The sequence below is a fragment of the Mesorhizobium sp. WSM4308 genome (assembly GCF_002294905.1).
GTDB lineage: Bacteria > Pseudomonadota > Alphaproteobacteria > Rhizobiales > Rhizobiaceae > Mesorhizobium.
This window is the reverse complement of record NZ_NSFW01000002.1, coordinates 426,975-453,298: the sequence shown is the minus strand read 5'-3', so window position 1 is coordinate 453,298 and position 26,324 is coordinate 426,975. Positions and strand designations below refer to the sequence as shown.

Below are 26,324 nucleotides of genomic sequence, written 5' to 3'. Positions count from 1 at the left end.
CTGACCTTATTTCACGTTTTCCTCAAGTCGGCACCACCGGCGGGCGATTGGGCCTGCGACGAGAAGATGCGGGCCTTAACCAGTCGGACGATACGCGTACGAGGCCGGTTTCCTTTTTGCGGGGATCGATTATCCTCCCGACATCCGCGAGGCATCGCGATCAGCGACCTGCGGCTGGGGGAGCCCATGATGAGGAACGCGACATCGTCCGTCTCGCCGCCATCCGTCAAAACCTCCAGCCTTTTGTCATTTCCAATTGCCTCGGCAGTGTGCGCCTGCGCAGCCGCATTGCTGCTGGCCGGCTGCCAGAAGCAGGAAGCGGCGGACAAGAAACTGCCGATCATGGTGCGTACCGAAACGGTGGCGATGGCCGACTATGCGCCGAGAACCTCGCTGACCGGGGTGATCGCCGCGCGCACGCTGAACAATCTGTCGTTTAGGGTTGGCGGCCGCATTGCCGAGCGGCTTGTCGATGTCGGCCAGCATGTCGACCAGGGGGTGGTGCTTGCCCGCATCGATCCGCAGGAGCAGCAATCCGACCTGCGTTCCGCACAGGCCGATCTCGATGCAGCACGAGCGCAGCTGACCCAGTCCGCCGCCGCCTTCGACCGGCAGAAGACGCTGCTTGCCCAGGGCTTCACCACAAGGCGCGACTATGACGCCGCCGACCAGGCGCTGAAGGTGGCGCAAGGCAGCGTCGATGCCGCGCAGAGCGCATTCGCCAACGCCCAGCAGAATCTGTCCTTCACCGAGCTCAAGGCGGGTGCCGCCGGCGTCATCACCGCCCGCCAGGTCGAAACCGGCCAGGTAGTGCAGGCGGCACAAACCGTCTTCACCGTCGCCGAGGACGGTGACCGCGATGCGGTGTTCAACGTGCAGGAGACGCTGGTCGCCAGGACGCCGGCCTCGCCGGCGGTGACGATCACATTGTTGTCCGACCCGCAGGTCCGGGCGACAGGCAAGGTGCGCGAAATCTCGCCGGCGGTCGACCAGGCTTCCGGTTCGATCCGGGTCAAGGTCGGCATTGCCGACACGCCAGCCGGCATGCCGCTGGGGGCGGCCGTCATCGGCTCGGTCAGCGCCAAGCCATCGAAGGCGATCCTGCTGCCCTGGCAGGCGCTGACATCCAGCGCCGGCAAGCCGGCGGTGTGGATCGTCGACCCCTCGACCAAGGCGGTGGCGCCGACGCCGGTCGAGGTGCAGGCCTTCGATTCAGGCACGGTCGTCATCACCAGCGGACTGAACGAGGGCCAGAGCGTCGTGACCGCGGGCGGGCAGTTGCTCAGTCCTGGCCAGACGGTCGAGATATCGGGAGCGGCCCAATGAACCGGCCTGTCATGCTTGGCCTGTTCGCGCTTGGCGCGCTCACCGCCTGCTCGAAATCGGAGGAAAAGCCGCCGGAGGTCATCCGGCCGGTCCTGTCGATAGTGGTCGAGCCGCGCACCACGCAGACCTTCGGCTTTGCCGGCTCGGTCGAGCCGCAGGTCAGCGCCGACCTTGCCTTCCGCCTGCTTGGCCGGGTCGTCTCGCGCGACGTCAAGGTCGGCGACATCGTCAGCAAGGGCACGACGATCGCCGCACTCGACCCGACCGCGCTGGAGCTGGCGGTACAAGCAGCCAAGGCCGAGCTCTCCAATGCCGAGGCCCAGTTCGCCAACGCAGCCGCCAGCGAGGAGCGCCAGCGCCAGCTGCTTGCCTCGGCCAACGCCTCGCAGGCCGTCTTCGACGCCGCCCAGCAGGCACGCAAGGCCGCGGAAGCCAATGTCGAACGGGCCAAGGCTTCGCTAGCCAAATCGCAGGAGCAGCTTGGCTACGCCAGGCTGTTCTCGGATTTCGACGGCGTCGTCACCGCTGTCGGCGCCGAGGTCGGGCAGACCGTCTCGGCCGGCCAGACGGTCGTCACCGTGGCACGCTCGGATCTGCGCGAAGCCGTGGTCGATATTCCCGATCAGTTGACCGGCGATCTGACGGCCGGCACGCCGTTCCAGGTCATCCTGCAGTCGCTGCCGACGATCGAGACCCAGGCCAAGCTGCGCGAGATCGCGCCGCAGGCCGAGGGCTCGACCCGCACCCGGCGCGTCAAGCTGACGCTCACCGATCCGCCGCAGGCCTTCCGGCTCGGCTCGACGGTGACGGCGACCCGCGTGACCAAGGTGGCGCCGACGATCGAACTGCCCATCTCGGCGCTGCTGGAAAAGAACGGTGCGGACAAGGTGTGGATCGTCGATCCGCAGACATCGAGCGTGAGCACGAAAGAGATCAAGGTGGCCGCCAAGGGTGCCGCAACCTTTACCGTCGCCGAAGGGCTGGAGGCCGGCATGCGCGTCGTCACCGCAGGCGTCCACAGCCTGAGCGACGGTCAGAAGGTCAAAGTGCCGGAGGGCGGCGTCTGATGAAGGGCTTCAATCTCTCCGACTGGGCGCTCAGCCACCGCTCCATGGTCTGGTATTTCATGCTGGTCTTCGTGGTGGCCGGCATCTTCTCCTACCTCAATCTCGGCCGTGAGGAAGACCCCAACTTCACCATCAAGACGATGATCATCCAGGCCAATTGGCCGGGCGCGTCGGTCAAGGAGACCTTGCAGCAAGTCACCGACCGCATCGAGAAGAAGCTCGAGGAACTCGACAGCCTCGACTACACCAAATCCGTCACCACCGCCGGCCAGACCGTCATCTTCGTCAACCTGAAGGACACCACCAAGGCGCGCGATGTCGTGCCGAACTGGATTCAGGTGCGCAACATGGTCAACGATATCAAGGCACAGTTTCCGCAAGGCGTGCAGGGGCCGTTCTTCAATGACCGCTTCGGCGATGTCTACGGCAACATCTACGCCTTCACATCGGACGGGCTGACGCCGCGCCAATTGCGCGACTATGTTGAGGATGTCCGCGCCAAGATCCTGACCGTGCCGAATGCCGGCAAGGTCGATCTCGTCGGCGCGCAGGACGAAGCCATCTATCTCGAATTCTCGACCCGCCAGATCGCCGCCCTCGGCCTCAACCAGCAGGCGATCGTGGCAAGCCTGCAGGCGCAGAACGCGATCACACCGTCCGGCGTCATCCAGTCCGGACCGGAGCGCATCAGCGTGCGCGTCGGCGGCCAGTTCACCTCCGAGGACAGCCTTCGCGCCATCAACCTGCGCGTCAACGACCGCTTCTTCCGGCTGAGCGACGTGGCGACGATCACGCGCGGCTATGCCGATCCGCCAACGGCGCTGTTCCGGTTCAACGGCCAGGATGCCATCGGGCTCGCCATCGGCATGAAGCCCAACGCCAATCTGCTGCAGTTCGGGGAGGCGCTGCATGAGGAGATGAACAAGGTGCTGGCCGACCTGCCGGTCGGTGTCGGCGTGCATCTGGTCGCCGACCAGCCGGTCATCGTCGAGGAGGCCGTCTCGGGCTTCACCCGCGCTTTGTTCGAGGCGGTGGCCATCGTGCTCGCAGTATCGTTCATCAGCCTCGGCATGCGGGCCGGCTTTGTCGTGGCGCTGTCGATCCCGCTGGTGCTGGCCATCACCTTCACGGTCATGGCCTATCTGGGCATTTCGCTGCAGCGCATTTCGCTCGGCGCGCTGATCATCGCGCTCGGCCTTTTGGTCGACGACGCGATGATCGCCGTCGAGATGATGGTGGCGCGGCTGGAGGTCGGCGACAATCTGCGCAAGGCGGCCACCTATGTCTACACCTCGACCGCCTTCCCGATGCTGACCGGCACGCTGGTGACGGTCGCCGGCTTCATTCCGATCGGGCTCAATTCGAGTGCTGCCGGCGAATACACTTTCACGCTGTTCGTCGTCATCGCCGTGTCGCTTTTGGTGTCATGGATCGTGGCGGTGCTGTTCGCGCCGCTGCTCGGCGTCACCATCCTGCCGGCGACGATGAAGACGAAACACCATGACCAGCCGGGACGCTTCACTTCGCTGTTCCGGCGCGTCCTTGTCGGCTCGGTGCGCCACCACTGGCTGACCATCATCGCCACGGTGCTGTTGTTTGCCGCCTCGATCGCTGGCTTCGGTCTCGTCCAGCAGCAGTTCTTCCCGCCCTCCGACCGGCCCGAGCTGATCGTCGACTGGAACCTGCCGCAGAATTCCTCGATCGCCGAGACGCGCGACCAGATGGAGCGCTTCGAGCAGCGGGCGCTGGTCGGCAATCCCGATATCGACCATTTCTCGTCCTATATCGGCGAGGGCGCGGTGCGCTTCGTGCTGGCCTATGACGTGCAGCCGGCCAACCCCTATTTCGGCCAGACCGTGATCGTCACCAAGAGCATCGAGGCGCGCAACCGGGTCAAGCCGGCGCTGGAAAAGCTGCTGCGCGAGCAATTTGTCGGCACCGACGCCTTCGTCAAGCTGCTCGAGCTCGGGCCGCCTGTCGGCCGTCCGGTGCAGTACCGCGTCGGTGGTCCCGACATCCAGACGGTGCGCGAGCTGGCGCAACAATTCGCCGGCGTGATCTCGACCAATCCGAAGCTGGCAGCACCCACCTTCGACTGGAACGAGCCGCAACGCGTGCTGAGGGTCGACGTGCTGCAGGACAAGGCCCGCCAGCTCGGCATCACCTCTTCCGACATCGCCAGCGCGCTGAACAGCACGGTCGGCGGCGCCACCATCACGCAGGTGCGCGACGCCACCTATCTGATCAATGTCGTGGCGCGCTCACGCGATGCCGAACGCGGCTCGATCGGGACGCTGCAGAACATGCAGTTGCCGACCAGCACCGGCGAGGCGATCCCGCTCGCGGCGGTGGCCAACTTCCGCTACGAGCTGGAGCAGCCGACAGTATGGCGACGCGACCGCATTCCGACGATCACCGTGCGCGCCGGACTGGTCGGCGACGTGCTGCCGGCCACCGTGGTCAACGAGCTGAAGCCATCGGTCGATGCCTTTATCGCCAAGCTGCCGCCGGGCTATTCTGTCGAGACCGCGGGCTCGGTCGAGGAAAGCGCCAAGAGCCAGGGTCCGATCGCGGCCGTGGTGCCGCTGATGCTCTTCGTCATGGCCACGATCCTGATGATCCAGTTGCAGAGCTTCCAGCGCCTGTTCCTGGTGGTGGCGGTGGCGCCGCTCGGGCTGATCGGCGTGGTCGCAGCCCTGGTGCCGAGCGGCGCGCCGCTCGGCTTCGTCGCCATCCTTGGCGTGCTGGCGCTGATCGGCATCCTGATACGCAACTCGGTCATCCTGATCGTGCAGATCGAGGACCTTGTCGCCGAGGGCAAGGATCGCTGGGCGGCCGTCATCGAGGCGACCGAACACCGCATGCGGCCGATCGCGCTGACGGCGGCCGCCGCCAGCCTGGCGCTCATCCCGATCGCACGCGAAGTGTTCTGGGGTCCGATGGCCTATGCCATGATGGGCGGCATCATCGCGGGCACGGCGATCACGCTGCTGTTCCTGCCGGCGCTTTATGTGACGTGGTTCAGGATCAAGGAGCCGAAGCAATCGAGCCAAGCTGGACACAGCGAAGCCTTGCCTGAGGGCGGAGCGGCCTGACGCTCGCGTGGCGCCGGCGCCAAGGAAGTCTATTTATTAAGTTTGGCTACGCCCTCACGAAGCCATCGCTCGCTCTCAGCAGATTGCGCGTATAATCCTCGGTCACGCGGTGCGCGACGAGTTGGGCTGCCGTGAGGTTCTCGACCGCCTCGCCGCTTTGCATCACCATCAACCGCTCGCACATATGGGTGATGATGGCGAGGTCGTGGCTGACCATCAGGAAGGTCAGCTTGCGCCGTCGGCGGACCTCTTCCAAAAGGTTGAGCACTTCGGCCTGCACCGAGGCATCCAGCGCCGAGGTCGGCTCGTCGAGCAGCAGGATTGACGGCTCGAGGATCAGCGCGCGTGCGATCGCCACACGCTGGCGCTGGCCACCCGACAATTGATGTGCGTAGCGGAAGCGGAAACCGTTGCCGAGACCGACTTCATCGAGCGCGCGTTCTATGCGCTTTTCGCCATCGGCAAAACCATGGATGGCAAGCGGCTCCTGCAGCAGCCGGTCGACGGTCTGGCGCGGGTGCAGCGAGCCATAAGGATCCTGGAAGACCATCTGCACTTCGCGATAAAAGGCCTTGTCGCGGCGCGCGCCGAGCGTCTTGCCGTTGACGGTGATGCTGCCCGAGGCGACCGGCGCAAGGCCGGCGATCGCCCTGAGCAGCGTCGATTTGCCGGAACCGCTCTCGCCGACCAGGCCGAAGGATTCGCCTGACCTGACTTCGAGGCTGACGCCTTTCAGCGCGCGAAACCGGTCGAAGATCACTTCCAGCCCGTCGACGGTGATCGCAGCTGTCATGCCGCCCACTCCGGCTTGCGGTCGAGCACAGGCAGGGGGTGACGCTCGAAGCCGATCCTGGGCATGCAGTTGAGCAGGCCGCGCGTGTATGGATGCTGGGCCTGGCCGAGTTCGGAGGCCTTGAGTTGCTCGACCACCTTGCCGGCATACATGACGATGACGCGATCGCAGAAGGACGAGACCAGGCGCAGATCATGCGAAATGAAGATCAGGCCCATGCCGCGATCGCTGACCAATTTATCGAGGATGCCGAGCACGTCGAGTTGCACGGTGACGTCGAGCGCCGAGGTCGGCTCGTCGGCGATCATCATTTCCGGTCCGGCGATCAGCATCATGGCGATCATGGCGCGCTGGCCCATGCCGCCGGAGACTTCGTGCGGGTGCAGGTCGAAGACCCGCTTGGGATCGCGGATCTGGACCGCCTCCAGCATGGCCAGCGCGCGCTCGCGCGCCTCGGCCTTGGAGACCCTCTCATGCGTCCGCAGGGTTTCGACGATCTGCCGGCCGATGCTCATCACCGGGTCGAGCGAATATTTCGGATCCTGCAGGATCATGGCGATGCGGTTGCCCCGCAATGCCCGGCGCTGACGCGGCGAGATGCCGAGCAGGTCAATGCCGTCGAAGGCCAATTTTTTGGCCGATATCCTGGCCTGCGGCGGCGTCAGGCCCATGATGGCGCGGCCGGTCTGCGATTTTCCCGAGCCGCTTTCGCCGACGATGCCGAGCCGCTCGCGGCCTAGCGTGAAGGACACGCCGCGTACCGCCCGGACCAGGCCGGTGCGCGTCGGAAAATCGACCCTAAGATCGTCGACGTCGAGCAGGGTGTCGCTCATTGGTCACCGCTCCGCGGATCGAGGGCATCGCGCAAGCCGTCGCCAAGCAGGTTGAAGCCGAGGCTGACGATGAGGATGGCGAAGCCGGGCGCGCCGGCCACCCACCACTGGTCGAGAATGAAGCGGCGGCCCGACGCGATCATGGTGCCCCATTCGGGCAGCGGCGGCTGCGCGCCGAGGCCGAGGAAACCGAGGCCGGCGGCGATCAGGATGATGCCGGCCATGTCGAGCGTCACCCGGATGATCAGCGAGGAGATGCAGAGCGGCATGATGTGGCGCAGCACGATGCGGAAGGGCGAGGCACCCATCAGTTGTACTGCCTTGATGTAATCGGAATTGCGCACGGTCAGCGTTTCCGCGCGCGCAATTCGCGCATAGGGCGGCCATGAGGTGATGGCGATGGCGAGCACCGCGTTTTCGATGCCGGGTCCAAGGGCGGCGACGAGGGCCAGCGCCAGGACCAGCTTGGGGAAGGCGAGGAAGACATCGGTGATGCGCATCAAGATGGCATCAGTCCAGCCGCCGGCATAACCGGCGACGGTTCCGACCAGCAGGCCGATGGGTGCGGCGATGATGGCGACCAGGATGACGACGTAGAGCGTCCAGCGCGAGCCGTAGAGGATGCGCGAAAGGATATCGCGGCCGAGGTCGTCCGTGCCGAACCAGTGTCCGGAACTCGGCGCCAGCAGCCGCGCGTTCTTCAGGTCGCCGAAGGTCGGCGAATAGGGTGCCAGCACGCCGGCGAGGGCCGCGATGACCAGCAGGGCGATGATGATCAGCAGCCCGACAAAAGCCAGCCGGTTGGCGGAAAAACGCCGCCACGCGACATAGGCGCGGCCAAGCCTTGCCTGCATGCGGGAGGCCGGCCGCTCGCTGAGCAGCCAATCGCGACGGCTCTGGATCGCCTCGGCGCTCATCCTGCCTTCGTCCTTGGATCGAGCACGCGGTACAGAAGATCGGACAGAAGATTGATGCCAATGAAGACCGAACCGATGGCGATGGTGCCGCCGAGCACGGCATTCATATCGGCATTCTGCAGCGAATTGGTGATGTAGAGACCGATGCCGGGCCAGGAAAAAACGGTTTCGGTCAGCACCGAGCCTTCGAGCAGGTTGGCATAGGAGAGCGCGATCACCGTCACCATCGGCACGGCGGCGTTGCGCAGCGCGTGGGCCCAGATGATGCGCCGTTCCGACAAGCCCTTGGCACGCGCGGCGACGATATATTCCTGCGCGAGTTCGTTGAGCATGAAGGAACGCGTCATGCGGCTGATATAGGCGAGCGAAAAATAGCCGAGCAGCGAGGCCGGCAGGACAATGTGGCGGTAGGCGTCCCAGAAGACATCCCATTGCCCCTGCATCGCCGAATCGAGAAGGTAGAAACCGGTGATCGGCGTGAAGGTGTATTCGTAGACGACATCGAGCCGCGCCGGGAAAGCCACCCATTGCAGCTTGGCGTAGAACAGCACCAGTGCCAGCAGGCCGAGCCAGAAGATCGGCACGGAATAGCCGATCAGGCCGATAATGCGCACGATCTGGTCGATGATGCTGCCGCGCCTGACCGCCGCCAGCACGCCGAGCGGCACGCCGATGAACGAGCCGATCAGTGTTCCCAACGTCGCCAGTTCGATGGTTGCGGGAAAAGCACGACGGATGTCGGTCATGACCGGATTGGTGGTCAGCACCGAGGTGCCGAAATCACCGCTCAGGGCATTCTTCACATAGATGTAGAATTGTTCGATCAGCGGCAGGTCGAGGCCCATCTCGCGGCGCGTGCGCTCGACGACATTGGCCGGCGCCCGGTCGCCGAGCACCGCCAGCACCGGGTCGATCGGGATGACACGGCCGATGAAGAAGGTGACCGCGAGAAGACCAAGGTAGGTCGTCACCGCGATGACCAGGAAACGGCCGATCGCCGACGCAATGGCGACGGCGCGGGCGCTGCCGCGCCCGCTCTCGTTTTCAACCGCGCTCATGCGGCGCGTCCGCGCGCGCTATTCTTTCGAGACCGGCCCGACGAAGTTGGTGTCGAAGCTCGGGCCGAGCGCGAAGCCCTTGAGGTTCTTGCGCAGCCCGGCCACTTCCAATTGCTGATGGATGATGACGAAGGGGCTGGTGTCGAGGATCTTCTGCTGCAAATCCTTGTACATGTCGGCGCGCTTGCCCGTATCCTTCTCCAGCAGTGCCGCTTCGGTTTCCTTGGTCAGGTCCGGAATGTCCCAGGAATTGCGCCAGGCAAGCGTGTGCGACTTGCCGGCATCCGAATTGTCGGGGTTGGAGGCGAAGGTCTGGGCGTTGGAGTTCGGATCGAAATAATCCTGGCCCCAATTGCCGATATAGATGTCATGGTTGCGGGCGCGGTACTTGGTCAGCGTCTGCTTGCCGTCGCCGGGGATGATTTCCAGCTTGATGCCGGCCTGGCCGAGCGTCTGCTGGATCGATTCCGCCATGCCGGTCGTCGGCTGGCCGGTGCGCACGTCCATGGTGACGCTGAAGCCGTCTGCCAGGCCGGCCTTGGCTAGCAATTCCTTGGCCTTGGCAACGTCGAGCTTGAAGGGATTGGTGTCGATGGCGCCGAGATCGCCCTTGGGCAAGAATGATTGGTGGATTTCGCCGATACCCTTGAGGATGGTCGAGCTCAGCGCATCGTAGTCGACCAGATATTTGAAGGCTTGGCGCACCTCGGGCTTGGCGAGGTTCGGGTTCTTCTGGTTGAGGCTGATGTAGTAGACCGTGCCTTTCGGCGCGCTGGTGGTGGTGAGCTTGTCGTTCTTGGCGATGGCGTCGAGATCATTCGGCTCGAGGTTGCGGGCAACGTCGATGTCGCCGGCTTCGAGCGCCAGGCGCTGGGCCGAGCTCTCCTTCATATTGCGGTAGATGACGCGGGCGAGCTTGGCTTTTTCACCGTGATAGTTGTCGTTGCGCTCCATGACGACAGCTTCGTTGGCGCGCCATTCGCGCAGCTTGTAGGCGCCGGAGCCGGCATAACCGGTCTTCAGCCAGGCATTGCCGAAGTCGTTGTCCCATTTGTAGTCGGCGCTCGGCGTCACCGCGGCGACATGCTCCTTGACCAGCTTGGCATCAACGATCGAGGCGACGGTGGCCGACAGGCAGTTCAGCACGAAGCTCGGCGCATACGCCTTGTCGACGGTGAACTGGAATGTGGTGTCGTCGATTGCCTTGGCCTTTTCGGCGACGTTGTCGCCGCTTATGCCGAACTGGTCGATGATGAAGGCCGGGCTCTTGTCCAGCTTGACGGCGCGCTCGAACGAATAGGCGACGTCAGCCGCGGTGATCGGGTTGCCCGAGGCAAATTTGAGGCCCGGCTTGAGCTTGAAAGTATAGGTCAGGCCATCGTCGGAGACGGTCCAGCTCTCCGCGAGATCCGGCTTGACCTTGGAGGTGTCGCCGAGGTCGAGACGGACCAGCAGGTCATAGGTGTTGCCGGTGACTTCGGCGGTCGACAGCTCGAACGCTTCGCCCGGATCCATGGAGATGATGTCGTCGATGGCGAATCCCTCGACCAGCGTGTCGGCGGGCGTGACGGCGAAGGCAGGCGCTGCGCCAATGAGCAACGCGGACACCGCCGCGCCCGCCAGCAAGGCACGCGAGCGAAGAGCAAACTTTTCCATCATCATCGTGATTGTTCCCTGTTTTGTTGGTTGTTGACCTGAGTTCCCGGCTCAGGGTTGCAGAATTCTTGTCGGGGCCGAACGACAGCCCTCAAGCCCCTTACCGTCGTGGTTTTTGTCCAATTGGTCAACAGCATATCCGGCCGCTTTGTGACGGGCAACGAGCATTTGCAGAACGGCCCATTGGAGCAGAATGGCGGGCAGCACGTCGACGCACGGGCCAGCCGATCGGGGCCGCCGGACGAGAAAATCTGCCAATTATTCGAGTTATTTCAGCACGGCGACCAGGCCGGCATCGGGAAAGCAGGTCGCTGCCTGGCCGTTCTTGGACTGCCACTTGCCGATCGAACGGCGGGTCTTGAAGCCCGGCAGGCCGTCGGCGCTGCCGACATCATAGCCCTTGGCCTCCAGCGCCCGCTGCAAGGCGGCGATGTCGGAGCGATGGAGATCGCCGACCGGACCCCAGTTGCCGGAAAAATTCTGGTCGCCATGCGCAATGCGGTCGGCGCCGTGACCGATGAACAGCGCGTAGAGGTCGCTGGTGTTGTATTCCTTCAGCACATAGAAATTGGGGGTAGCGATAAAAGCCGGCCCGCTGCGGCCGGCCGGCATCAGCAGGAAGCCCTCCACCTTCAGCTCGCTCGCCGGAAACGGCTTGCCGCCGACGCGCTTGATGCCCATGCCAGCCCACTCGGAGATCTTCTTGCCCTGATCGGGACCTTCCAGCGAGCAGGAGACGCTGTCGGGCACGGTTACCTCGAAGCCCCAGCCGCGTCCCCTCACCCAGCCATAATGGACGAGATAGTTGGCGATCGAGGCGAGCACGTCGGGCGTCGAGTTCCAGATGTCGACGCGCCCATCACCGTCGAAATCCACCGCGTGCTTGAGAAAGGAGGTCGGCATGAATTGCGGCTGGCCAAGCGCACCGGCCCAGGACGATTTCATCGCGCCGACCGGGGCGAGGCCGCGTTGGACGATTTCCAGCGCGGCCAAAAGCTCGGTGCGAAAGAAATCCTTCTTCGTCGACATGAACGCCTTGGTGCCCAGCACCTCGAAGGCGTCGTAAGGCATCTTTGCCGCGCCGAAGCCGGTCTCGCGGCCCCAGATCGCCAGAAGGATCTCGCCGGGCACGCCATAGCGCTTTTCGATCGCCGCAAGCGTCCTGGCGTTGGCGGCTTCGCGCGCGCGGCCGCCCGACGTCACCGCACGAACCGTCTTCTCGGCGAAATAGGCGCCGGGCGAGCCGAACTCGGCCTGATGCTGCTTCTGCGGCGTCTTCGGCTTCTCGCTGGGCATGACAAGGTCGGGCAGCTTCAAATTGGGCCTTATGCCGTCGAAGGCGGCATCGAAAGTCTGCTTGGAAATGCCTTTGGCCTTGGCCTCGGGCCAGAGGTCGTTCTGCAGCCAGGCGCGGAATTGGTCGTCGATCTTGGCGGCCGAGGCGGGGGCAGAAAAGACGAGGAAGGCAAGCGCAGCCAGGAAAAATGCAAGACAGAGCTGGCGACGTCCGCGTTCTGTGTCGGTGCTTGGCACCAGCCTCGAAGGACGCGCAACAATCATTATCCGCACCCTTCCCGCCAATTGCATCAAAACGCCGTCCGTGCGCGCAGCGCGGCGGCGAGCGTGCCCTCGTCGAGATAGTCGAGTTCACCGCCGACCGGCACGCCATGCGCCAGCCTTGTCACCTTGATGTCGAAGCCGGACAGCTGGTCGGTGAGGTAGTGCGCGGTCGTCTGGCCCTCGACCGTTGCGTTGACGGCGAGGATGATCTCCTTGACCTCGCCGCCGGCGACGCGGTCGATCAACGAGCGGATGTTGAGCTGGTCGGGGCCGACACCATCGAGCGGCGACAGCGTACCGCCGAGCACATGGTAGCGCACATTCATGGCGGCTGCCCGCTCCAACGCCCAGAGATCCGACACGTCCTCCACGACGATCAGCGTGGCGGCGTCGCGGCGCGGATCGGTGCAGATCATGCAAGGGTCGGATGTGTCGACATTGCCGCAAGTGGAACAGATGCGCACCTTGTCGGCGGCTTCGCCCATGGCGGCGGCGAGCGGCGACAGCAACTGTTCCTTCTTCTTGATCAGATGCAGCGCCGCGCGCCTAGCCGAACGCGGGCCAAGTCCCGGCACCTTGGCCAGGAGCTGGATCAGGCGTTCGATCTCGGGACCGGCGATTCGCTTGGACATTGCTCTGATCTAGGGTTTTTCAGAGCGCTTTGGAACATCCCGCGTTCGCGCATGGTCGCCATACTGCCAATCGAAGCCGTGCGATGCGAATCAGTTGACCTCGAGCGGTCGAGACTGGCTGGCGATCATGGCACCGATGGCGTCGGTGTTCTCAGGCGTCGACTGGAACCCCATCGCCGCCTCTTGCGGCGCACCCTGAACCGAGGAAATGACGCGGGTGTTCAAGGTTCCGCCGAAACGGGCGGCGTCCGGTTCTTCCATCGGCTCCTGCATCGCGACCATTGTCGGCTTCACGGTCACCCGCGCCGACTTGGCCGTGGGCGCCGCGGCGGCGGTCACATAGGTCTCTTGAGCCGGGGCGGCGGTCCTGATCTTGGGCTGACGAGCCGGTTCCGCGGCGGCGGTCATATAGGCCTGCTGCGCCGGAGCGGTTCGGGACGTTTTGGCGGGGCGCGCCGGCTCCGTCGAGGCAACCATCGTCACCGGCGCGGCCGGCTTCACGATCTCGGACCCGGCCGAGGCAACCGCCACCATTGGTTCATCCGGCAGCGGCTGCCAGTTGCGGCCGCGCTTCTCGTAGAAGGCATTGCCGCCGGCAACCATGGTGTAGTGCATGTTCTTGTAGGGGAAGCGCAGGCCGGCGGTGTGGAAATACATCGTGTTCTTCAGCTTGGCCTTGCGCTCGCCTTTGAGCACGGCATCGGCCGCTTCCTCGACATCGGGCATGGCACGCGAATTCATCGGCCTGGTCATGACACCCGGCGCGAATTGCCCCGGCTCTCCGACCACCTGGCAGATGGTGCTGCCGTGGTTGCCCGAGCGCAGCCGGTTCATGACCACGGTGCCGACAGCGATCATGCCATCGCGGCTCGAGCGGTTGGATTCGAAGAACATCGCCCTTTCCAGGCACTCCCTGTCCTTCGGCGAGTGGCTGGAGGCGCGCGACGTCAGGAAGCTCGGCGTGAAGGCATCGGTCAGGCCTGCAACGGACATGCCGTGCGAAGTGGTCTGGCTGCAGGCGGCCAAAAACAGGGGAGACGTGATGACGCCGAGCAACAGCGGCGTCTTCCATCGCGTGACGATCAACAGGCTACCCTCTCACTTCGATGCCCGCCCCCGGGCTGCGGCAAGAATGAGACACTTTCGGGCAAAATGATGGCCAAAACGTTATTAACAAAGTACTGTTGCCGAAAAGGCACAATTTTGAGCCTTTCCAGATAGATCGAGCCGTCATTTCACGAAAGCGATGACCGCTCTCTCTTGGTTTCGCCGCAATTGCCGAGGGAAAACCTCGTCCCGTTTTTCCGGGAATCGCTACCGCGCGGTCGCAATCGCCGCCGGCTGGCCAGGCTCAGCCTCCTCGACATTCTCCGAAAACAGGCCGCGCCTGAGAAACAGCGCCCGCGCGTCCCTGGCCGCCGGCGCGATCTTTCCCGGCCAGTCGCTGTCGATGAATTCGGCCTTGGTGAAATCGGGATTTGTTTCGGAGGCCGCCTCGAGGAATTCGGCGATCTCCAGCACGACAGCGCGTTCGTCCTTCGAAAGCGCCGACGTGCCGGCCTCGATCGACGGCCGGTGCACGAAATCCTCGAACAGGTAGAAGTAGCCCTTGATGCCGACAATATCGACGCCGGCATCGCAATCGGCGAGAATTTCCAGAATCTCGTAGATCCTGTTGCGGATACGCTGCTCGATCAGTCTTTCGGACGGCTCTTCGGTCATGGGCGCATCGCCGCTGGTTTAAACTTTCATGCATGCCGTTACCCCAAAACCGCTGCACGGTCTTGAGCGAGACGCATCAGAACGGCAGTTTCATTCCCGGCGGGATCGGCAGGCCTGATGTCAGCGCCTTGGTCTTTTCCTGCATGATCTGCTCGACCTTGGCCTTGGCGTCATTGTGGGCGGCCAGAATCAGGTCCTCGAGGATCTCGACCTCATCCTCCTTGAACAGGGACGGGTCGATCTTCAGCGACTTCATCTCGAACTTGCCGCTCAATGTGACGCTGACCAGGCCACCGCCGGCCTGGCCGACGGATTCGACCGTAGCGATTTCATCCTGCATGGCCTGGAACTTGGCCTGCATTTCCTTCGCCTTGCCCATCAGGCCGAGAAGATCTTTCATGGTCCGATCCTTGTCTTGGTTTATCAGGTCTCGTCGTCATCCGCCGGCGGCTCGACCGGCACTTCGGCTTCGGTCGCGTCTGCCTCCGGCGCGTCGGGAATGCGCACGTCGATGATCTTCGCGCCGGGGAAGCGCGCCAGGATGGCGGCAACCGTCGGATCGCTCTTTGCATCGAGGAAGGCGTTTTCGCGCTTGGTCGATTCCATTTCGGCCAGTGTCTGGCCGCCCTCTTCCTTCGACAGCGACACCAGCCAGTTGCGGCCGGTCCAGGCGCGCAGTTTCGTCGTCAGGTCGTTGAGCAGCAGCTTGGGCGCATCGTCGGTCAGGCTGACGTCGATGCGGCCGGGCTCGAAGCGGACAGGACGGATGCAACGCTTGACCAGCACCTTGAAAGCTATGTCGCGCTGCGCGTCGGCAAGCGCAACGATGTCGGCCAGCGACCTGACCGGCACCTGCTGCGGCTCGGACACCGGCGCGGGCGGCGCGACGAAGGCGGCCGGCGCCGGCGTGGCCTCGACCAGCCGCATGGTCTGCGCGCCACCGGAACCGGATGGCATGCGCGCCTGCGCCACCGCGCTCGCCGCGCCGCCATTGCCAGGACCGGCAGGGGCGCCATTCGGGCGCGATGCGCCATTCTGAACTGTTGCTGCCCCGTCCAGTGATCGCAACGCCTCGTCCAGAGTCGGCAGGTCGGCGGCATGCGCCAGCCGGATCAGCACCATTTCGGCGGCGCTGACCGGCCGGTTGGAGGACTGCACCTCGGGAATTCCCTTGAGCAGCATCTGCCAGGTCCGCGACAGCACACGGACCGACAGCGCCCTGGCGAAATCGGCGCCGCGCTGGCGCTCGTCCTGCGACAGCGATGCATCGTCCATGGCGGTCGGCACGAAACGCAACCGGGTGACGAGGTGGTTGAACTCGGCAAGATCGGTCAGCACCGCGGCCGGATCGGCGCCGGTGTCGTATTGCGCGCGGAATTCGGCGAGTGCCGCCGCCACGTCGCCCTTCATCACATGTTCGAACAGATCGACGATGCGGGCGCGGTCGGCCAGGCCCAGCATGGTCCGCACCGCTTCGGCGCTGACGGCGCCGCCGCCGTGCGCGATCGCCTGGTCGAGGATGGAGAGCGAATCGCGAGCCGAGCCTTCGGCCGCGCGCGCGATCATCGCCAGCGCGTCGTCGTCGACCGAAATGCCTTCTTTGGCGGCGATCGAGGAGAGATGCGCCACCAGCGCGCCGGCATCGATGCGCCTGAGGTCAAAGCGCTGGCAGCGCGACAGGACGGTGATCGGAACCTTGCGGATCTCGGTGGTGGCGAAAATGAATTTGACGTGCGGAGGCGGCTCTTCCAGCGTTTTCAGCAGGCCGTTGAAGGCCTGCGTCGACAGCATGTGCACTTCGTCGATGATGTAGACCTTGTAGCGGGCCGAGACCGGCGCGTAGCGCACGCGCTCGATGATGTCCCTGATGTCGTCGATGCCGGTGTGCGAGGCGGCGTCCATCTCGATGACGTCGACATGGCGGCCTTCCATGATCGCCTGGCAATGCTCGCCGAGCACGGCGAGGTCGACGGAAGGCTGGTCGACGGTCGCGGTCTTGTAGTTCAGCGCCCGCGCCAGGATGCGCGCCGTGGTGGTCTTGCCGACACCGCGCACGCCGGTCAGCATCCAGGCCTGGGCAATGCGGCCGGTGGCAAAGGCGTTGGTGAGGGTGCGCACCATCGGCTCCTGGCCGACCAGCTCGGAAAAATTCGACGGCCGGTATTTGCGCGCCAGCACGCGGTAGGCGGCGGCCTTTCCATTCTCCGGGCTTTTTGGCCCCGAATTTCCGGCTTCGCTCATTCGCCCGTTAAGCTCCAAAAGGCCGCGCCCAAAGGCGCCGATTCCTGCGCATAGTCTCGCCCGCGCTGCAATGCGTCGTCAATGTCGCGAGGAAGGGCCGATGAGGTGGGAGGCTGGAACAATGACCCGTTCCGGGCTCGTTAGGGCTGCTTCCTTCCGGACCTGACCCGGTTGGCGAGTGGATCGTCCACCACCAACCTCCCGATGTCCATATCGGCAATTGCGCGACGAAATGCAAGTGCGCAGGCAAATCGGCGCCATCACAAGAGAGATTCACTTGCAGCCCCGATGCAGCCGCTCTAGCGTTCGTGGTTTGATGAAAACAAGAAAAGCAAGGGAAACGCCGATGCTGCCGGGCCTGAAGGCCGGATTCACTCTGGATGCCCGGCTGGAGGCGGACAGCGAGCAGTTGATGTGGCTTGGGCTGTGCGAATTGCGGGTGATGAACGACCGCCGCTGGCCATGGCTGCTCCTGGTGCCACAGCGGCCGGGCGCGGAAGAAATCCACGACATGACGCCGCTCGACCAGGCGATGCTGACCTTCGAGACCAATATGGTGGCGCAGGCGCTCAAGAAAGTCAGCGGCTGCACCAAGATCAACACCGGCGCGCTCGGCAATATCGTGCGCCAACTGCATATCCATATCGTCGCACGGTCCGAAGGCGATCCCGGCTGGCCCGGCCCGGTATGGGGGTATGGCCTGCGCGAGCCCTATCAGCGTTCCGACCTGCGCCGGTTTGCCGAAACCGTAAGGGCGGCGCTATAAGCCTTCCCCGGTGTTGTTCCGAAACACGTTCATTCCCGGACATGTCCATTCCAAAGCATCAGAGACCGCATGAGCTTCCGCCTGTTTGACGCGCCTTTGCGCGAGCCGAGCCAGTTCGTCGGCTTTGCCGGCAACATGATCGACCGGCAATCCGAGAATCGAGCCGACGATTCGGTCGACAAGGCGCTGGCGGATCCCACGACGCGGCTTTTGCTGATGAATGGCGGCCGGCTCCACCTGAAGCTTGGTAACAGCGGCAGTCTCGATCCCTGGTTCGACGCCGCCGGGAGCGAACCCTTCAAGCCATTCTTCGCGCAGGGCGTGCTGCTCGGCTTTTCCGAACAGGGGCCGGTGCTGGCGATGCCTGTCGGAATCGAGGCCGAACAGCTGCCCGAGACCGTCAAGGCGATCGACTACCGCTCTGTCTACATGCAAGGGCTGATCGATGAAGCGGCGGCGGGGGCGATGGCGCAAGGGGCGGCCCTGCTCGCCTGGCACGCCAGCCATCGTTTTTGCAGCAAATGCGGCACGCAATCGCAAATGCGGGCCGGCGGCTACAAGCGCCATTGCCCGAATTGCGGCACCGAGCATTTTCCGCGCACCGACCCGGTAGCGATCATGCTGACGGCGACGCGGGAAAAATGCCTGCTCGGGCGCGGCCGACATTTCGCGCCGGGCATGTATTCAGCACTCGCCGGCTTCATTGAACCGGGCGAAACGATCGAGGCGGCGGTGCGCCGCGAAACGCTGGAGGAGGCCGGCATCCGGCTCGGCCGCGTCGTCTACCACGCCAGCCAGCCCTGGCCATTTCCCTATTCGCTGATGATCGGCTGCTTCGGCGAGCCGCTCAATGAGGACATCCAGGCCGACCTCAACGAGCTAGAGGACTGCCGTTGGTTCGGCCGCGACGAGGTGCGCCTCATGCTGGCCAGGGAGCATGCCGACAATCTGGTCACGCCGCCGAAAGGGGCGATCGCGCACCATCTCATCCGCGCCTGGGTCGACAGCGAATACTAAAAGTCATTGCAGGAGTAGAAAATGATCCGTCACACCGTCGTCTTCACGCTGAAGCATCCGCCGCATTCGCTGGAGGAAAAGCGTTTCCTGGTCGATGCCAAGAAAGCCCTCTCGACGATCCGGGGCGTCACGCATTTCGAACAGTTGCGGCAGATCAGCCCCAAGAACGACTATCAGTTCGGCTTCTCGATGGAGTTCGCCGACCAGGCCGCCTACACCAGATACAACGATCATCCCGACCATGTCGCCTTCGTGCGCGACCGCTGGGTGCCTGAGGTCGAGAAATTTCTCGAGATCGACTATGTGCCGCTGGGTGCGGTGATTTAAGCGCAGCCAGCGTTGAACAACAGCAAGCGCGATAGCGCTCCTGGCAAGGGCGACGCAACCCTATCCGTGAACTTGCGATGGGTTGCCATTCGTGCGCTCAACCTTGCAATTTCCGCTCAAACGGATTAAATGTGGTTACGTAACCACATTTGCGAATTGGTATGATCACGACGCTTTCAGGTCGCGAACTCAATCAGGATCTAGGCCGCGCAAAACGCGCTGCCAAGGACGGCCCCGTGATCATCACCGACAGAGGGCGGCCAGTGCATGTCCTCTTATCTTTCGATGAATATAGGCGGCTCACCGGTAAAACGCGGTCGCTCGGTGACATGCTTGCCACACCGGAGGCGGGTGACGTTGACTTGCCGCTCCCGGCCCGCACGGAACATGCCCAACCAGTAGACCTGTCCTGATGCTGTTGCTCGATACCAATGTCGTGTCCGAATTGCGCAAGGTATCGAGCGGTAGGGCGCATCCCAATGTCGTGCTCTGGAACGAAACCGTCGATCCCGCCGAAACCTTCATTTCGTCCGTAGTCCTGCACGAACTGGAGATTGCCGTAAGATTAGTAGAACACAACGACGCCGTTGCTGGCAAAGTGCTGCGCAATTGGTTGGAAAATGCGGTTCTCACAACATTTTCCGGTCGTATCTTGCCGCTGGACGACGCAGCGGCCGTTCAGGCGGCACAATGGCACGTGCCCAATCCCAAACCGATCAATGATGCCTATATCGCGGCCACGGCCTTCACTCGGCGGATGACGCTGGTGACGCGCAACATTGGCGATTTCGAGGGAACGGGAGTAACATTGGTAAATCCGTGGGCCATCCAGGCGTAGGCTTTTAAGTCATGGCTTCCTGGGATTGCTCTAATCCGCCACTTTCCACTGCTCACGCGACTCGCTGGCCGGGTAGACGCCCAGGATCCGCACCTCGCGGGAGAAGAAGCGCAACTCGTCCAGTGCCAGCTTGACCAGCGGATCGTCGGGATGTCCCTCGATGTCGGCGTAGAACAGCGTCGCGGTGAAGGCGCCGAGCTGGTAGCTCTCCAACTTGGTCATGTTGATGCCGTTGGTGGCAAAGCCGCCCATGGCCTTGTAGAGCGCGGCCGGCACGTTGCGGACGCGAAAGATGAAGGTCGTCATCATCTTGGTGTCGGCTGAAGGCCGCTCGGCCCATTGTTTGCTCTTGGTCAGGACGACAAAACGGGTGACGTTCGAATCCGTGTCCTCGACATTTTCCTCGATGATATCGAGCCCGTAGAGCGTCGCGGCCAGCGCCGGCGACAGCGCGGCCATGGTGCGGTCCTTGACCTCGGAGATCATCTTGGCGGCACCGGCCGTATCGCCGGCGACGACCGCCTTCCAGCCGTTCTTGCGGATGTATTTGCGGCACTGGCCAAGTGCGTGGATGTGGCTGTGAACCGTCTTGATCTCGTCGCGCTTGACGCCGGGCAGCACCATCAGCTGGAAATGGATCGGCAGGAAATACTCGCCGACGATGTGCATCCGCGATTCCGGCAGCAGATGATGGATGTCGGCGACGCGGCCGGCGATGGTGTTCTCGATCGGGATCATGGCGAGGTCGGCCTTGCCGGTCTCGACCGCGTTGAAGGCATCCTCGAAGGTCGGGCACGGCAACGGCTCCATCGAGGGATAGACGTTGCGGCAGGCGGTGTCGGAATTGGCGCCCGGCTCGCCCTGGAAGGATATTCTGTTGGTCTTTTCAGGCATGGGCCGGGTCTCGATTCACGGTGTCGAAGGGATTTCTCAGTTTGAAAGGATGGTTCGGGCGCGCTCGAGGTCTTGTGGCGTATCGACGCCGAGCGGCAGCGACCGGACGATCTCGGCATCGATGCGCATGCCGGCTTCCAGCGCCCGCAACTGCTCAAGCCGCTCGCGGCGCTCCAGCGGCGACGGTTTCAGTGCAACGAAGCGTTCGAGTGCCGAGCGGCGATAGGCGTAGAGGCCGACATGGTGATAGACCGGCCCCTCGCCCCAAGGCGCTGTGGCGCGGGTGAAATAGAGCGCCCTCAGCCGCGTGGCTGACAGCGGCGAACCGACGATCTTGACGACGTTCGGATTGGTCTTTTCCTCTTCGCGGACGATCTCGACACCAAGCGTGGCGATATCCACCGCCGCGTCCTCGAACGGCTTGAGCGAGGCGGCGATGATGCCGGGATCGATGGTCGGCAGGTCGCCCTGCACATTGACGATCGTTTCGACCTTGCGTCCGGGATCAAGCGCGGCCACCGCCTCGTGGATGCGGTCGGAGCCGGATTCGTGGTCGATGCGCGTCATCACCGCCTCGAAACCATGCGCGCGCACCGCTTCGGCGACGCTTTGCGTGTCAGTCGCCACCACCACGCGGCCGAGGCCGGCTTCGGCCGCGCGACGGGCGACATGGACGATCATCGGCGCGCCGGATATGTCGGCCAGCGGCTTGCCCGGCAGGCGGGTGGAGGCCATGCGGGCCGGTATCAGGATCAGGGTGGACATCGCGGTGGCAAGGCGTTCGAAAAGAGGAGGGGAAAAGTGGCAAAAGGTCTCACTGGCAGCGCCCTTATAGGTGTTGCAACGCCGGAGCAAAAGACCTAGTTTCCGCCCGATTTGACCGGCTCTGGAGGGCGGGTCTCGATACCGACGGACGGAGTGGACGGTTCGGTCCGCCGGAAAAGGGAGCAAGGGGCGTATGGATTCCAACGAAGTCAACAAGCTGCTTGCCGGATTGCTCGGAACCGTTTTCGTCGTTTTCTCGGTCGGCCTGGTATCTGACGCGCTGTTTGCCTCGCCGGCTCCTGAAAAGCCCGGTTTTGCCATCGAGGCAGCCGAGCCGGCCGAAGGTGGCCCGGCCGCCCCGGCCGCCGAAGCCAAGCCGATCGCCGACCTGCTGGCGACCGCCAATGTCGAGGCGGGTGCTGCGGTCTTCAAGAAATGCCAGGCCTGCCATTCCGGTGAAAAGGGTGGCCCCAACAAGGTCGGCCCCGATCTGTGGGATCTCGTCGATCGTCCTGTCGCCGAACATGAAGGCTTCGCCTACTCGGCCGGCATGAAGGAATTTTCCAAGGGCGGCACCGAGAAGTGGACCTACGACAACATCAACCACTTCATCACCTCGCCGAAGAAATTCGTGAAGGGCACGGCCATGGGCTTCGCCGGCCTGCCAAAGGACGAGGACCGCGCCAACGTCATCGCCTATCTGCGCACGCTGTCGGACAATCCGAAGCCGCTGCCGGCACCAGGCGCCGCCGCCGACGCCAGCGCGCCCGCCAAGCCGGCCGATGGCGCCGCTCCGGCCAAGCCGGCTGACGGCGCGGCGCCGGCCAAGCCTGCCGCGCCCGCGGCTCCGGCACCAGCCGCGCCGGCCAAATAACCGAATTGTCATCAAAGCGTTCATAGAAAAGCCGGGTTCTGCCCGGCTTTTTTGTTAGGAAAAACGCATATGCGGCGACAAAGCCGCGCATGGCGGTTTTCAGGAGCGCCAAATCATCTAGATTGCCTTTTCTGGATGGTCCGGAGAAACGCATCGCGAAGAGGACAGTGCATGACGGTTGGCCGAACGCTTCTCAGGTCGTTGCTGGCGGCAGCCCTTTTGGTGGCCGGACTGCAGACGACCCTGGCCGACGAGTGGCGAACCACCTCATCGCTGATCGGCGACTCGAAATACGGCGACAATTTTCAGCACTACGACTACGTCAACCCGAACGCGCCCAAGGGCGGGGTCTACAACTCCGTCGTCCAAGGGACATTCGACAGCTTCAATCCCTACATCGTGCAAGGAGCGCCGGCCGCCGGCTTCCAGCCGTTCGGCGGCGGCCTGCTCTACGATACGCTGATGGACCAGGCGACCGATGAAGGCAGCGTCAGCCACCCGCTGATCGCCGACGCCTACAAATATCCGGCCGATTATTCCTCGGCGACCTACCGGCTGGACCCGCGCGCGAAGTGGCATGACGGGCAGCCGATCACCGTCGACGATGTGATCTGGTCGTTCCAGGTGCTGAAGGCGAACAGCCCGATGTACAGCCGCTATTTCGAGAACGTCACCGAGGCCGTCGCGATCTCGGACCGCGAGGTCGAATTCCATTTCAGCCAAAAGGGCAACCGCGAACTGCCGAAGATCCTTGGCGATCTCGTCGTTCTGCCCAAGCATTGGTGGGAAGGCACCGACCCCAACGGCAAGAAGCGGGACATCACCAAGGGGACGCTGGAGCCGCCGCTTGGCTCAGCAGCCTACAAGATTGCCAGCTTCAAGCCGGGCTCGGAGATCGTCTGGCAGCGCGTGCCGGATTACTGGGGCGCCAAGCTGCCGGTGAAGATCGGGCGCGAGAATTTCGACACCCAGCGCTTCACCTATATTCTTGACGACAATGCCGCCTGGCAAGCCTTCAAGAAGGGCGGGCTCGACGATATCAAGCCGGAAAACAGCTCGAAGAAGTGGGCGACGTTTTATGATTTCCCGGCGATCAAGGCCGGCGACGTGATCAAGCAGGAATTCAAGACCACCTCGCCGGAGCCGATGCAGGCCTTCATGCTCAACCAGAGGCGGCCGCTGTTCCAGGATCGCCTTGTACGCGAGGCACTGACCTATGCGTACGATTTCGAGACAATGAACCGTACGCTGTTCTTCGGCTTCAACACCCGTACCAGCAGCTACTTCCAAGGCACGGAGCTGGCATCGAGTGGCCTGCCGCAAGGCAAGGAGCTGGAAATCCTGGAAAAATACCGCGACAAACTGCCGCCCGAGCTTTTCACGCAGGCGTTCAAGCTGCCGGTCTATGACACGCCGCAAGCCGAGCGCAAATACCTGAAGCAGGCGGTCGATCTGTTCGCCAAGGCCGGCTGGGTGATCAAGGGTGGCAAGATGGTCAACGCCAAGACCGGCGAGCCGTTCAAGTTCGAGATCATCGGCTCAAGTGAAACGGACCAGGTCCTTTCCGGCACCTATATCGCCAATCTGCGCAAAATCGGCGTCGATGCGACGCTGCGCATCATCGACCAGAGCCAATACATCAACCGCGTCAACAATTTCGATTACGACGTCATCACCAACCTGCTGCAGCAATCGGAATCGCCCGGCAACGAGCAACGCGATTTCTGGAGTTCGAAGGCCGCAGACACACCGGGATCACGCAACTTTTCCGGCATCAAGAATCCGGTCGTCGACGCCCTCGTCGACCGCATCATCTTTGCCACCGACCGCGACGATCTCGTGGCCGTCACCCATGCGCTCGACCGGGTGCTGCTGTGGAACTACTATGTCGTGCCGCAATACTACCGTGCGGTGGTGTGGCTCGCCTACTGGAACAAGTTCGGGATTCCGGGCAAGCAGCCAAGCTACCGCGGCGCCGATATCGATTCCTGGTGGATCGACCCGGAGAAGGAAAAGGCGCTCGCGGCCAAATACAAGGGTAGCGATTGATGGGGCAGCAGTCGATGCTATCTCGTCGTGGCTTCCTGACGCTTGGCGCCGCGGCAACCACCGCCGCCCTACTGCCGGGCCGTGCCTTCGCCGCCAGCCCGACCGATGTGAAACTGCATGGGCTGTCGGCTTTCGGCGACCTCAAATACAAGCCGGATTTCACGCATTTCGACTATGTCAATGTCGATGCGCCGCAAGGCGGTACGTTCAACTTCCTGCCGCGCAACTGGGGCTCCAACCAGACGCCGCTGACCTTCAACACGCTGAATTCGTTCGTTCCCAAAGGCGATTCGCCGCAGCGTATGGAGATGTGCTTCGATTCGCTGATGGTGAGAGCGTTCGACGAACCTGACGCCGTCTACGGGCTGATCGCTGACGGCGTGACGATTTCAGACGACCGCAACGGGTTCACCTTCTCGCTGCGTCCGCAGGCTCATTTCCATGACGGCACGCCGCTGACGGCCGAGGACGCCGCCTTCACCTTCAAGCTGTTGAAGGACAAGGGGCATCCGGACTATTCGCTGCCGCTGACACATCTGAACGACGCGATCGCCATCGATGCTCACACGTTGAAGCTTGCCTTCTCCGGCAAGCAGACAACCCGCACCATCCTCAACGTCGTTGCGTTCCCGATCCTGTCGAAGGCTTTCTATACGGCCAACCCGTTCGATTCCTCGCAGATGAATCCGCCGCTCGGGTCAAGCACCTACAAGGTCGGTCGCTGGTCGGCAGGGGCCTGGATCGAATATGAGCGAGTGGCCGACTATTGGGGCAACGACCTGCCGGTCAATCGCGGCCAGAACAATTTTCAGCGCATTCGTGTCGAGTTCTACCAGGATCGCAACGTTGCCTTCGAAGCGTTCAAGAAGGGAGAGATCCTCTACAAGGAGGAATTCGTGTCGCGAGTCTGGGCCACGGGCTATGACTTCCCCGCCTTCATTGCCGGCAAGGTGGTGAAGCGCGAATTCCCGGCCGAAATGATGCCTTCGATGCAGGCCACCGCCGTCAATCAGCGGCGGGAGCAATTCCGCGACCCGCGCGTGCGGCAAGCGATCGGGCTCTGCTTCGACTTCGAATGGACGCGGCGCAATTTCTTTTACGGCTCGTATGAGCGCTCGCAATCCTGCTTCGAGCAATCCGATTTTCGCGCCGAGGGCGTCCCGTCGCCACAGGAACTAGCCTTGCTCGAGCCACTACGCGGACAGATTCCGGCCGGGGCTTTTGGCGAAGCCGTCACACAAGACGTGTCGAACGGTTCCGGTCGCGACCGCCAGTTGCTTGGCAAGGCGGCCAAGCTCCTGACTGACGCCGGCTGGAAACGCTCCGGCAATTTCGTCGTCAACGACAAGGGCGGTCGACTGTCGGCAGAGTTTCTTGTCGATGACGAGGTCTTGGAGCAGGTTTACTCACCCTGGGTGGAAAACATGAAGGCGGTCGGCATCGATGCCTCTATCCGGCTGGTCGACGCCGCGCAGTATCAGCTGCGGCAGAATTCGTTCGACTACGATCTTATCTCGGTTGCGGCGCGGTTTCCGGCGACGCCAACTCGTGAAGACCTCGAAACCTTTTTCCACTCGCGAACCGCAACCTTGTCGGGCACACGCAATCTGCCGGGAACATCGAGCCCGGCCATCGACGCCCTGGTCGACGCCGCCGGCGCCGCCAAGGACCGCGAACGCCTGACAATCGCCGTGCGTGCGCTCGACCGGGTCTTGCGTGCACGGCGCGATTGGATTCCAAGTTGGTTCCTGGCGAATCATCGAAGCGCCTATTGGGACATGTTCGGCTTTCCCGAGCGGAAACCCGATTTCGACTTTCCGGTCGAAGCGCTGTGGTGGGTCGACAAGGGCAAGGCGGCAAGAATTGGCAAAGCCTGACATGACCGTTCGCGCAG

The 26,324-nt window shown here is 63.3% G+C and carries 24 protein-coding genes and 1 other RNA gene; 11 read left to right on the top strand and 14 right to left on the bottom strand.

Annotation, left to right across the window (positions count from 1 at the left end; translation table 11 throughout):
* Positions 1-189 precede the first annotated feature (189 nt).
* Genes CK227_RS04990 through CK227_RS04980 form a run of 3 tightly spaced genes read left to right on the top strand, consistent with a single transcriptional unit; the run spans position 190 to position 5,488 of the window.
* Positions 190-1,326, top strand: coding sequence for an efflux RND transporter periplasmic adaptor subunit (locus CK227_RS04990; RefSeq protein WP_245318073.1), 1,137 nt, complete (start codon positions 190-192; stop codon positions 1,324-1,326).
* A complete protein-coding gene (locus tag CK227_RS04985; RefSeq protein WP_095771806.1) occupies positions 1,323-2,393 on the top strand; it encodes an efflux RND transporter periplasmic adaptor subunit in 1,071 nt (356 codons plus the stop codon). The genes CK227_RS04990 and CK227_RS04985 overlap by 4 nt, the downstream gene beginning before the upstream one ends.
* Positions 2,393-5,488 (top strand): efflux RND transporter permease subunit, encoded by a 3,096-nt coding sequence (locus tag CK227_RS04980; protein ID WP_095771805.1) that lies wholly within the window; start codon positions 2,393-2,395, stop codon positions 5,486-5,488. Before CK227_RS04985 ends, CK227_RS04980 begins: the two co-directional genes overlap by 1 nt.
* A gap of 46 nt (positions 5,489-5,534) precedes the next feature.
* On the opposite strand, the gene CK227_RS04975 is transcribed toward CK227_RS04980, so the two are convergent.
* The 12 genes from CK227_RS04975 to ffs form a co-directional block, all read right to left on the bottom strand.
* Entirely contained in the window at positions 5,535-6,281 is a 747-nt protein-coding gene (locus CK227_RS04975) for an ABC transporter ATP-binding protein (protein ID WP_095771965.1), read from the bottom strand.
* On the bottom strand, positions 6,278-7,114 hold the full coding sequence (locus tag CK227_RS04970; protein WP_095771804.1) for an ABC transporter ATP-binding protein: 837 nt from the start codon (positions 7,112-7,114) through the stop codon (positions 6,278-6,280). Before CK227_RS04970 ends, CK227_RS04975 begins: the two co-directional genes overlap by 4 nt.
* A complete protein-coding gene (gene nikC, locus CK227_RS04965) occupies positions 7,111-8,031 on the bottom strand; it encodes a nickel transporter permease (RefSeq protein WP_095771803.1) in 921 nt (306 codons plus the stop codon). The genes CK227_RS04970 and nikC overlap by 4 nt, the downstream gene beginning before the upstream one ends.
* Positions 8,028-9,089: an ABC transporter permease gene (locus CK227_RS04960; RefSeq protein ID WP_095771802.1), complete on the bottom strand. Its 1,062-nt coding sequence runs from the start codon at positions 9,087-9,089 to the stop codon at positions 8,028-8,030. Before CK227_RS04960 ends, nikC begins: the two co-directional genes overlap by 4 nt.
* An 18-nt stretch (positions 9,090-9,107) precedes the next feature.
* On the bottom strand, positions 9,108-10,751 hold the full coding sequence (locus tag CK227_RS04955) for an ABC transporter substrate-binding protein (protein WP_095771801.1): 1,644 nt from the start codon (positions 10,749-10,751) through the stop codon (positions 9,108-9,110).
* Between the two features lie 261 nt (positions 10,752-11,012).
* The gene (locus CK227_RS04950; protein WP_095771800.1) at positions 11,013-12,305 is read right to left on the bottom strand and encodes a lytic murein transglycosylase; all 1,293 of its coding nucleotides are present in this window, start codon (positions 12,303-12,305) and stop codon (positions 11,013-11,015) included.
* 26 nt (positions 12,306-12,331) lie between these two features.
* Positions 12,332-12,937 (bottom strand): recombination mediator RecR, encoded by a 606-nt coding sequence (gene recR, locus CK227_RS04945; protein WP_095771799.1) that lies wholly within the window; start codon positions 12,935-12,937, stop codon positions 12,332-12,334.
* A 90-nt stretch (positions 12,938-13,027) separates the two neighbouring features.
* Positions 13,028-14,023: a cell wall hydrolase gene (locus CK227_RS04940; RefSeq protein WP_095771798.1), complete on the bottom strand. Its 996-nt coding sequence runs from the start codon at positions 14,021-14,023 to the stop codon at positions 13,028-13,030.
* Between the two features lie 228 nt (positions 14,024-14,251).
* The gene (locus CK227_RS04935; protein ID WP_095771797.1) at positions 14,252-14,659 is read right to left on the bottom strand and encodes a hypothetical protein; all 408 of its coding nucleotides are present in this window, start codon (positions 14,657-14,659) and stop codon (positions 14,252-14,254) included.
* 76 nt (positions 14,660-14,735) lie between these two features.
* Positions 14,736-15,059: a YbaB/EbfC family nucleoid-associated protein gene (locus CK227_RS04930; RefSeq protein ID WP_095771796.1), complete on the bottom strand. Its 324-nt coding sequence runs from the start codon at positions 15,057-15,059 to the stop codon at positions 14,736-14,738.
* A 23-nt stretch (positions 15,060-15,082) separates the two neighbouring features.
* Positions 15,083-16,900 carry a DNA polymerase III subunit gamma/tau gene (locus tag CK227_RS04925; RefSeq protein WP_095771795.1) on the bottom strand — a complete coding sequence of 606 codons (1,818 nt, stop codon included), beginning with the start codon at positions 16,898-16,900 and terminating at the stop codon, positions 15,083-15,085.
* A gap of 105 nt (positions 16,901-17,005) precedes the next feature.
* An RNA gene (gene ffs / locus CK227_RS04920) (signal recognition particle sRNA small type) lies at positions 17,006-17,102 on the bottom strand.
* Between the two features lie 144 nt (positions 17,103-17,246).
* On the opposite strand from ffs, the gene CK227_RS04915 reads away from it, so the two are divergent.
* The 5 genes from CK227_RS04915 (at position 17,247) to CK227_RS04895 (ending at position 19,848) form a co-directional block, all read left to right on the top strand.
* On the top strand, positions 17,247-17,666 hold the full coding sequence (locus tag CK227_RS04915) for an HIT family protein (RefSeq protein WP_095771794.1): 420 nt from the start codon (positions 17,247-17,249) through the stop codon (positions 17,664-17,666).
* 69 nt (positions 17,667-17,735) lie between these two features.
* On the top strand, positions 17,736-18,683 hold the full coding sequence (gene nudC, locus CK227_RS04910) for an NAD(+) diphosphatase (RefSeq protein ID WP_095771793.1): 948 nt from the start codon (positions 17,736-17,738) through the stop codon (positions 18,681-18,683).
* Positions 18,684-18,704: 21 nt separating this feature from the next.
* Positions 18,705-19,010, top strand: coding sequence for a Dabb family protein (locus CK227_RS04905; RefSeq protein ID WP_095771792.1), 306 nt, complete (start codon positions 18,705-18,707; stop codon positions 19,008-19,010).
* 161 nt (positions 19,011-19,171) lie between these two features.
* Positions 19,172-19,423, top strand: a complete 252-nt coding sequence (locus CK227_RS04900) for a type II toxin-antitoxin system Phd/YefM family antitoxin (RefSeq protein WP_095771791.1) — start codon at positions 19,172-19,174, stop codon at positions 19,421-19,423.
* On the top strand, positions 19,423-19,848 hold the full coding sequence (locus CK227_RS04895; RefSeq protein WP_095771790.1) for a type II toxin-antitoxin system VapC family toxin: 426 nt from the start codon (positions 19,423-19,425) through the stop codon (positions 19,846-19,848). Before CK227_RS04900 ends, CK227_RS04895 begins: the two co-directional genes overlap by 1 nt.
* A gap of 30 nt (positions 19,849-19,878) precedes the next feature.
* On the opposite strand, the gene CK227_RS04890 is transcribed toward CK227_RS04895, so the two are convergent.
* Both CK227_RS04890 and CK227_RS04885 read right to left on the bottom strand, forming a co-directional pair.
* Positions 19,879-20,742 (bottom strand): prephenate dehydratase, encoded by an 864-nt coding sequence (locus CK227_RS04890; RefSeq protein WP_064984594.1) that lies wholly within the window; start codon positions 20,740-20,742, stop codon positions 19,879-19,881.
* A 36-nt stretch (positions 20,743-20,778) separates the two neighbouring features.
* Complete coding sequence (locus CK227_RS04885; protein ID WP_095771789.1) at positions 20,779-21,507, bottom strand: 3-deoxy-manno-octulosonate cytidylyltransferase; 729 nt, start codon at positions 21,505-21,507, stop codon at positions 20,779-20,781.
* A gap of 193 nt (positions 21,508-21,700) precedes the next feature.
* On the opposite strand from CK227_RS04885, the gene CK227_RS04880 reads away from it, so the two are divergent.
* The 3 genes from CK227_RS04880 to CK227_RS04870 all read left to right on the top strand — a co-directional run bounded on the left by CK227_RS04880 (position 21,701) and on the right by CK227_RS04870 (position 26,307).
* Positions 21,701-22,381, top strand: a complete 681-nt coding sequence (locus CK227_RS04880) for a cytochrome c family protein (RefSeq protein WP_095771788.1) — start codon at positions 21,701-21,703, stop codon at positions 22,379-22,381.
* A gap of 171 nt (positions 22,382-22,552) precedes the next feature.
* Positions 22,553-24,430 carry an extracellular solute-binding protein gene (locus CK227_RS04875; RefSeq protein ID WP_095804125.1) on the top strand — a complete coding sequence of 626 codons (1,878 nt, stop codon included), beginning with the start codon at positions 22,553-22,555 and terminating at the stop codon, positions 24,428-24,430.
* Positions 24,431-24,444: 14 nt separating this feature from the next.
* Positions 24,445-26,307 (top strand): extracellular solute-binding protein, encoded by a 1,863-nt coding sequence (locus CK227_RS04870; protein WP_245318072.1) that lies wholly within the window; start codon positions 24,445-24,447, stop codon positions 26,305-26,307.
* Positions 26,308-26,324 lie beyond the last annotated feature (17 nt).

Bases quoted from the DNA above. Each gene is read 5' to 3' on its own strand.
- CK227_RS04880 (WP_095771788.1), top strand. From the start codon at position 21,701: ATGGATTCCAACGAAGTCAACAAGCTGCTTGCCGGATTGCTCGGAACC.
- CK227_RS04955 (WP_095771801.1), bottom strand. From the start codon at position 10,751: ATGATGATGGAAAAGTTTGCTCTTCGCTCGCGTGCCTTGCTGGCGGGC.
- CK227_RS04985 (WP_095771806.1), top strand. From the start codon at position 1,323: ATGAACCGGCCTGTCATGCTTGGCCTGTTCGCGCTTGGCGCGCTCACC.
- CK227_RS04950 (WP_095771800.1), bottom strand. From the start codon at position 12,305: ATGATTGTTGCGCGTCCTTCGAGGCTGGTGCCAAGCACCGACACAGAA.
- CK227_RS04935 (WP_095771797.1), bottom strand. From the start codon at position 14,659: ATGACCGAAGAGCCGTCCGAAAGACTGATCGAGCAGCGTATCCGCAAC.
- CK227_RS04990 (WP_245318073.1), top strand. From the start codon at position 190: ATGAGGAACGCGACATCGTCCGTCTCGCCGCCATCCGTCAAAACCTCC.
- recR (WP_095771799.1), bottom strand. From the start codon at position 12,937: ATGTCCAAGCGAATCGCCGGTCCCGAGATCGAACGCCTGATCCAGCTC.
- CK227_RS04890 (WP_064984594.1), bottom strand. From the start codon at position 20,742: ATGCCTGAAAAGACCAACAGAATATCCTTCCAGGGCGAGCCGGGCGCC.
- CK227_RS04915 (WP_095771794.1), top strand. From the start codon at position 17,247: ATGCTGCCGGGCCTGAAGGCCGGATTCACTCTGGATGCCCGGCTGGAG.
- CK227_RS04905 (WP_095771792.1), top strand. From the start codon at position 18,705: ATGATCCGTCACACCGTCGTCTTCACGCTGAAGCATCCGCCGCATTCG.
- nudC (WP_095771793.1), top strand. From the start codon at position 17,736: ATGAGCTTCCGCCTGTTTGACGCGCCTTTGCGCGAGCCGAGCCAGTTC.
- CK227_RS04980 (WP_095771805.1), top strand. From the start codon at position 2,393: ATGAAGGGCTTCAATCTCTCCGACTGGGCGCTCAGCCACCGCTCCATG.
- CK227_RS04885 (WP_095771789.1), bottom strand. From the start codon at position 21,507: ATGTCCACCCTGATCCTGATACCGGCCCGCATGGCCTCCACCCGCCTG.
- CK227_RS04900 (WP_095771791.1), top strand. From the start codon at position 19,172: ATGATCACGACGCTTTCAGGTCGCGAACTCAATCAGGATCTAGGCCGC.
- CK227_RS04960 (WP_095771802.1), bottom strand. From the start codon at position 9,089: ATGAGCGCGGTTGAAAACGAGAGCGGGCGCGGCAGCGCCCGCGCCGTC.
- CK227_RS04970 (WP_095771804.1), bottom strand. From the start codon at position 7,114: ATGAGCGACACCCTGCTCGACGTCGACGATCTTAGGGTCGATTTTCCG.
- nikC (WP_095771803.1), bottom strand. From the start codon at position 8,031: ATGAGCGCCGAGGCGATCCAGAGCCGTCGCGATTGGCTGCTCAGCGAG.
- CK227_RS04895 (WP_095771790.1), top strand. From the start codon at position 19,423: ATGCTGTTGCTCGATACCAATGTCGTGTCCGAATTGCGCAAGGTATCG.
- CK227_RS04875 (WP_095804125.1), top strand. From the start codon at position 22,553: ATGACGGTTGGCCGAACGCTTCTCAGGTCGTTGCTGGCGGCAGCCCTT.
- CK227_RS04930 (WP_095771796.1), bottom strand. From the start codon at position 15,059: ATGAAAGATCTTCTCGGCCTGATGGGCAAGGCGAAGGAAATGCAGGCC.
- CK227_RS04975 (WP_095771965.1), bottom strand. From the start codon at position 6,281: ATGACAGCTGCGATCACCGTCGACGGGCTGGAAGTGATCTTCGACCGG.
- CK227_RS04925 (WP_095771795.1), bottom strand. From the start codon at position 16,900: ATGAGCGAAGCCGGAAATTCGGGGCCAAAAAGCCCGGAGAATGGAAAG.
- CK227_RS04870 (WP_245318072.1), top strand. From the start codon at position 24,445: ATGCTATCTCGTCGTGGCTTCCTGACGCTTGGCGCCGCGGCAACCACC.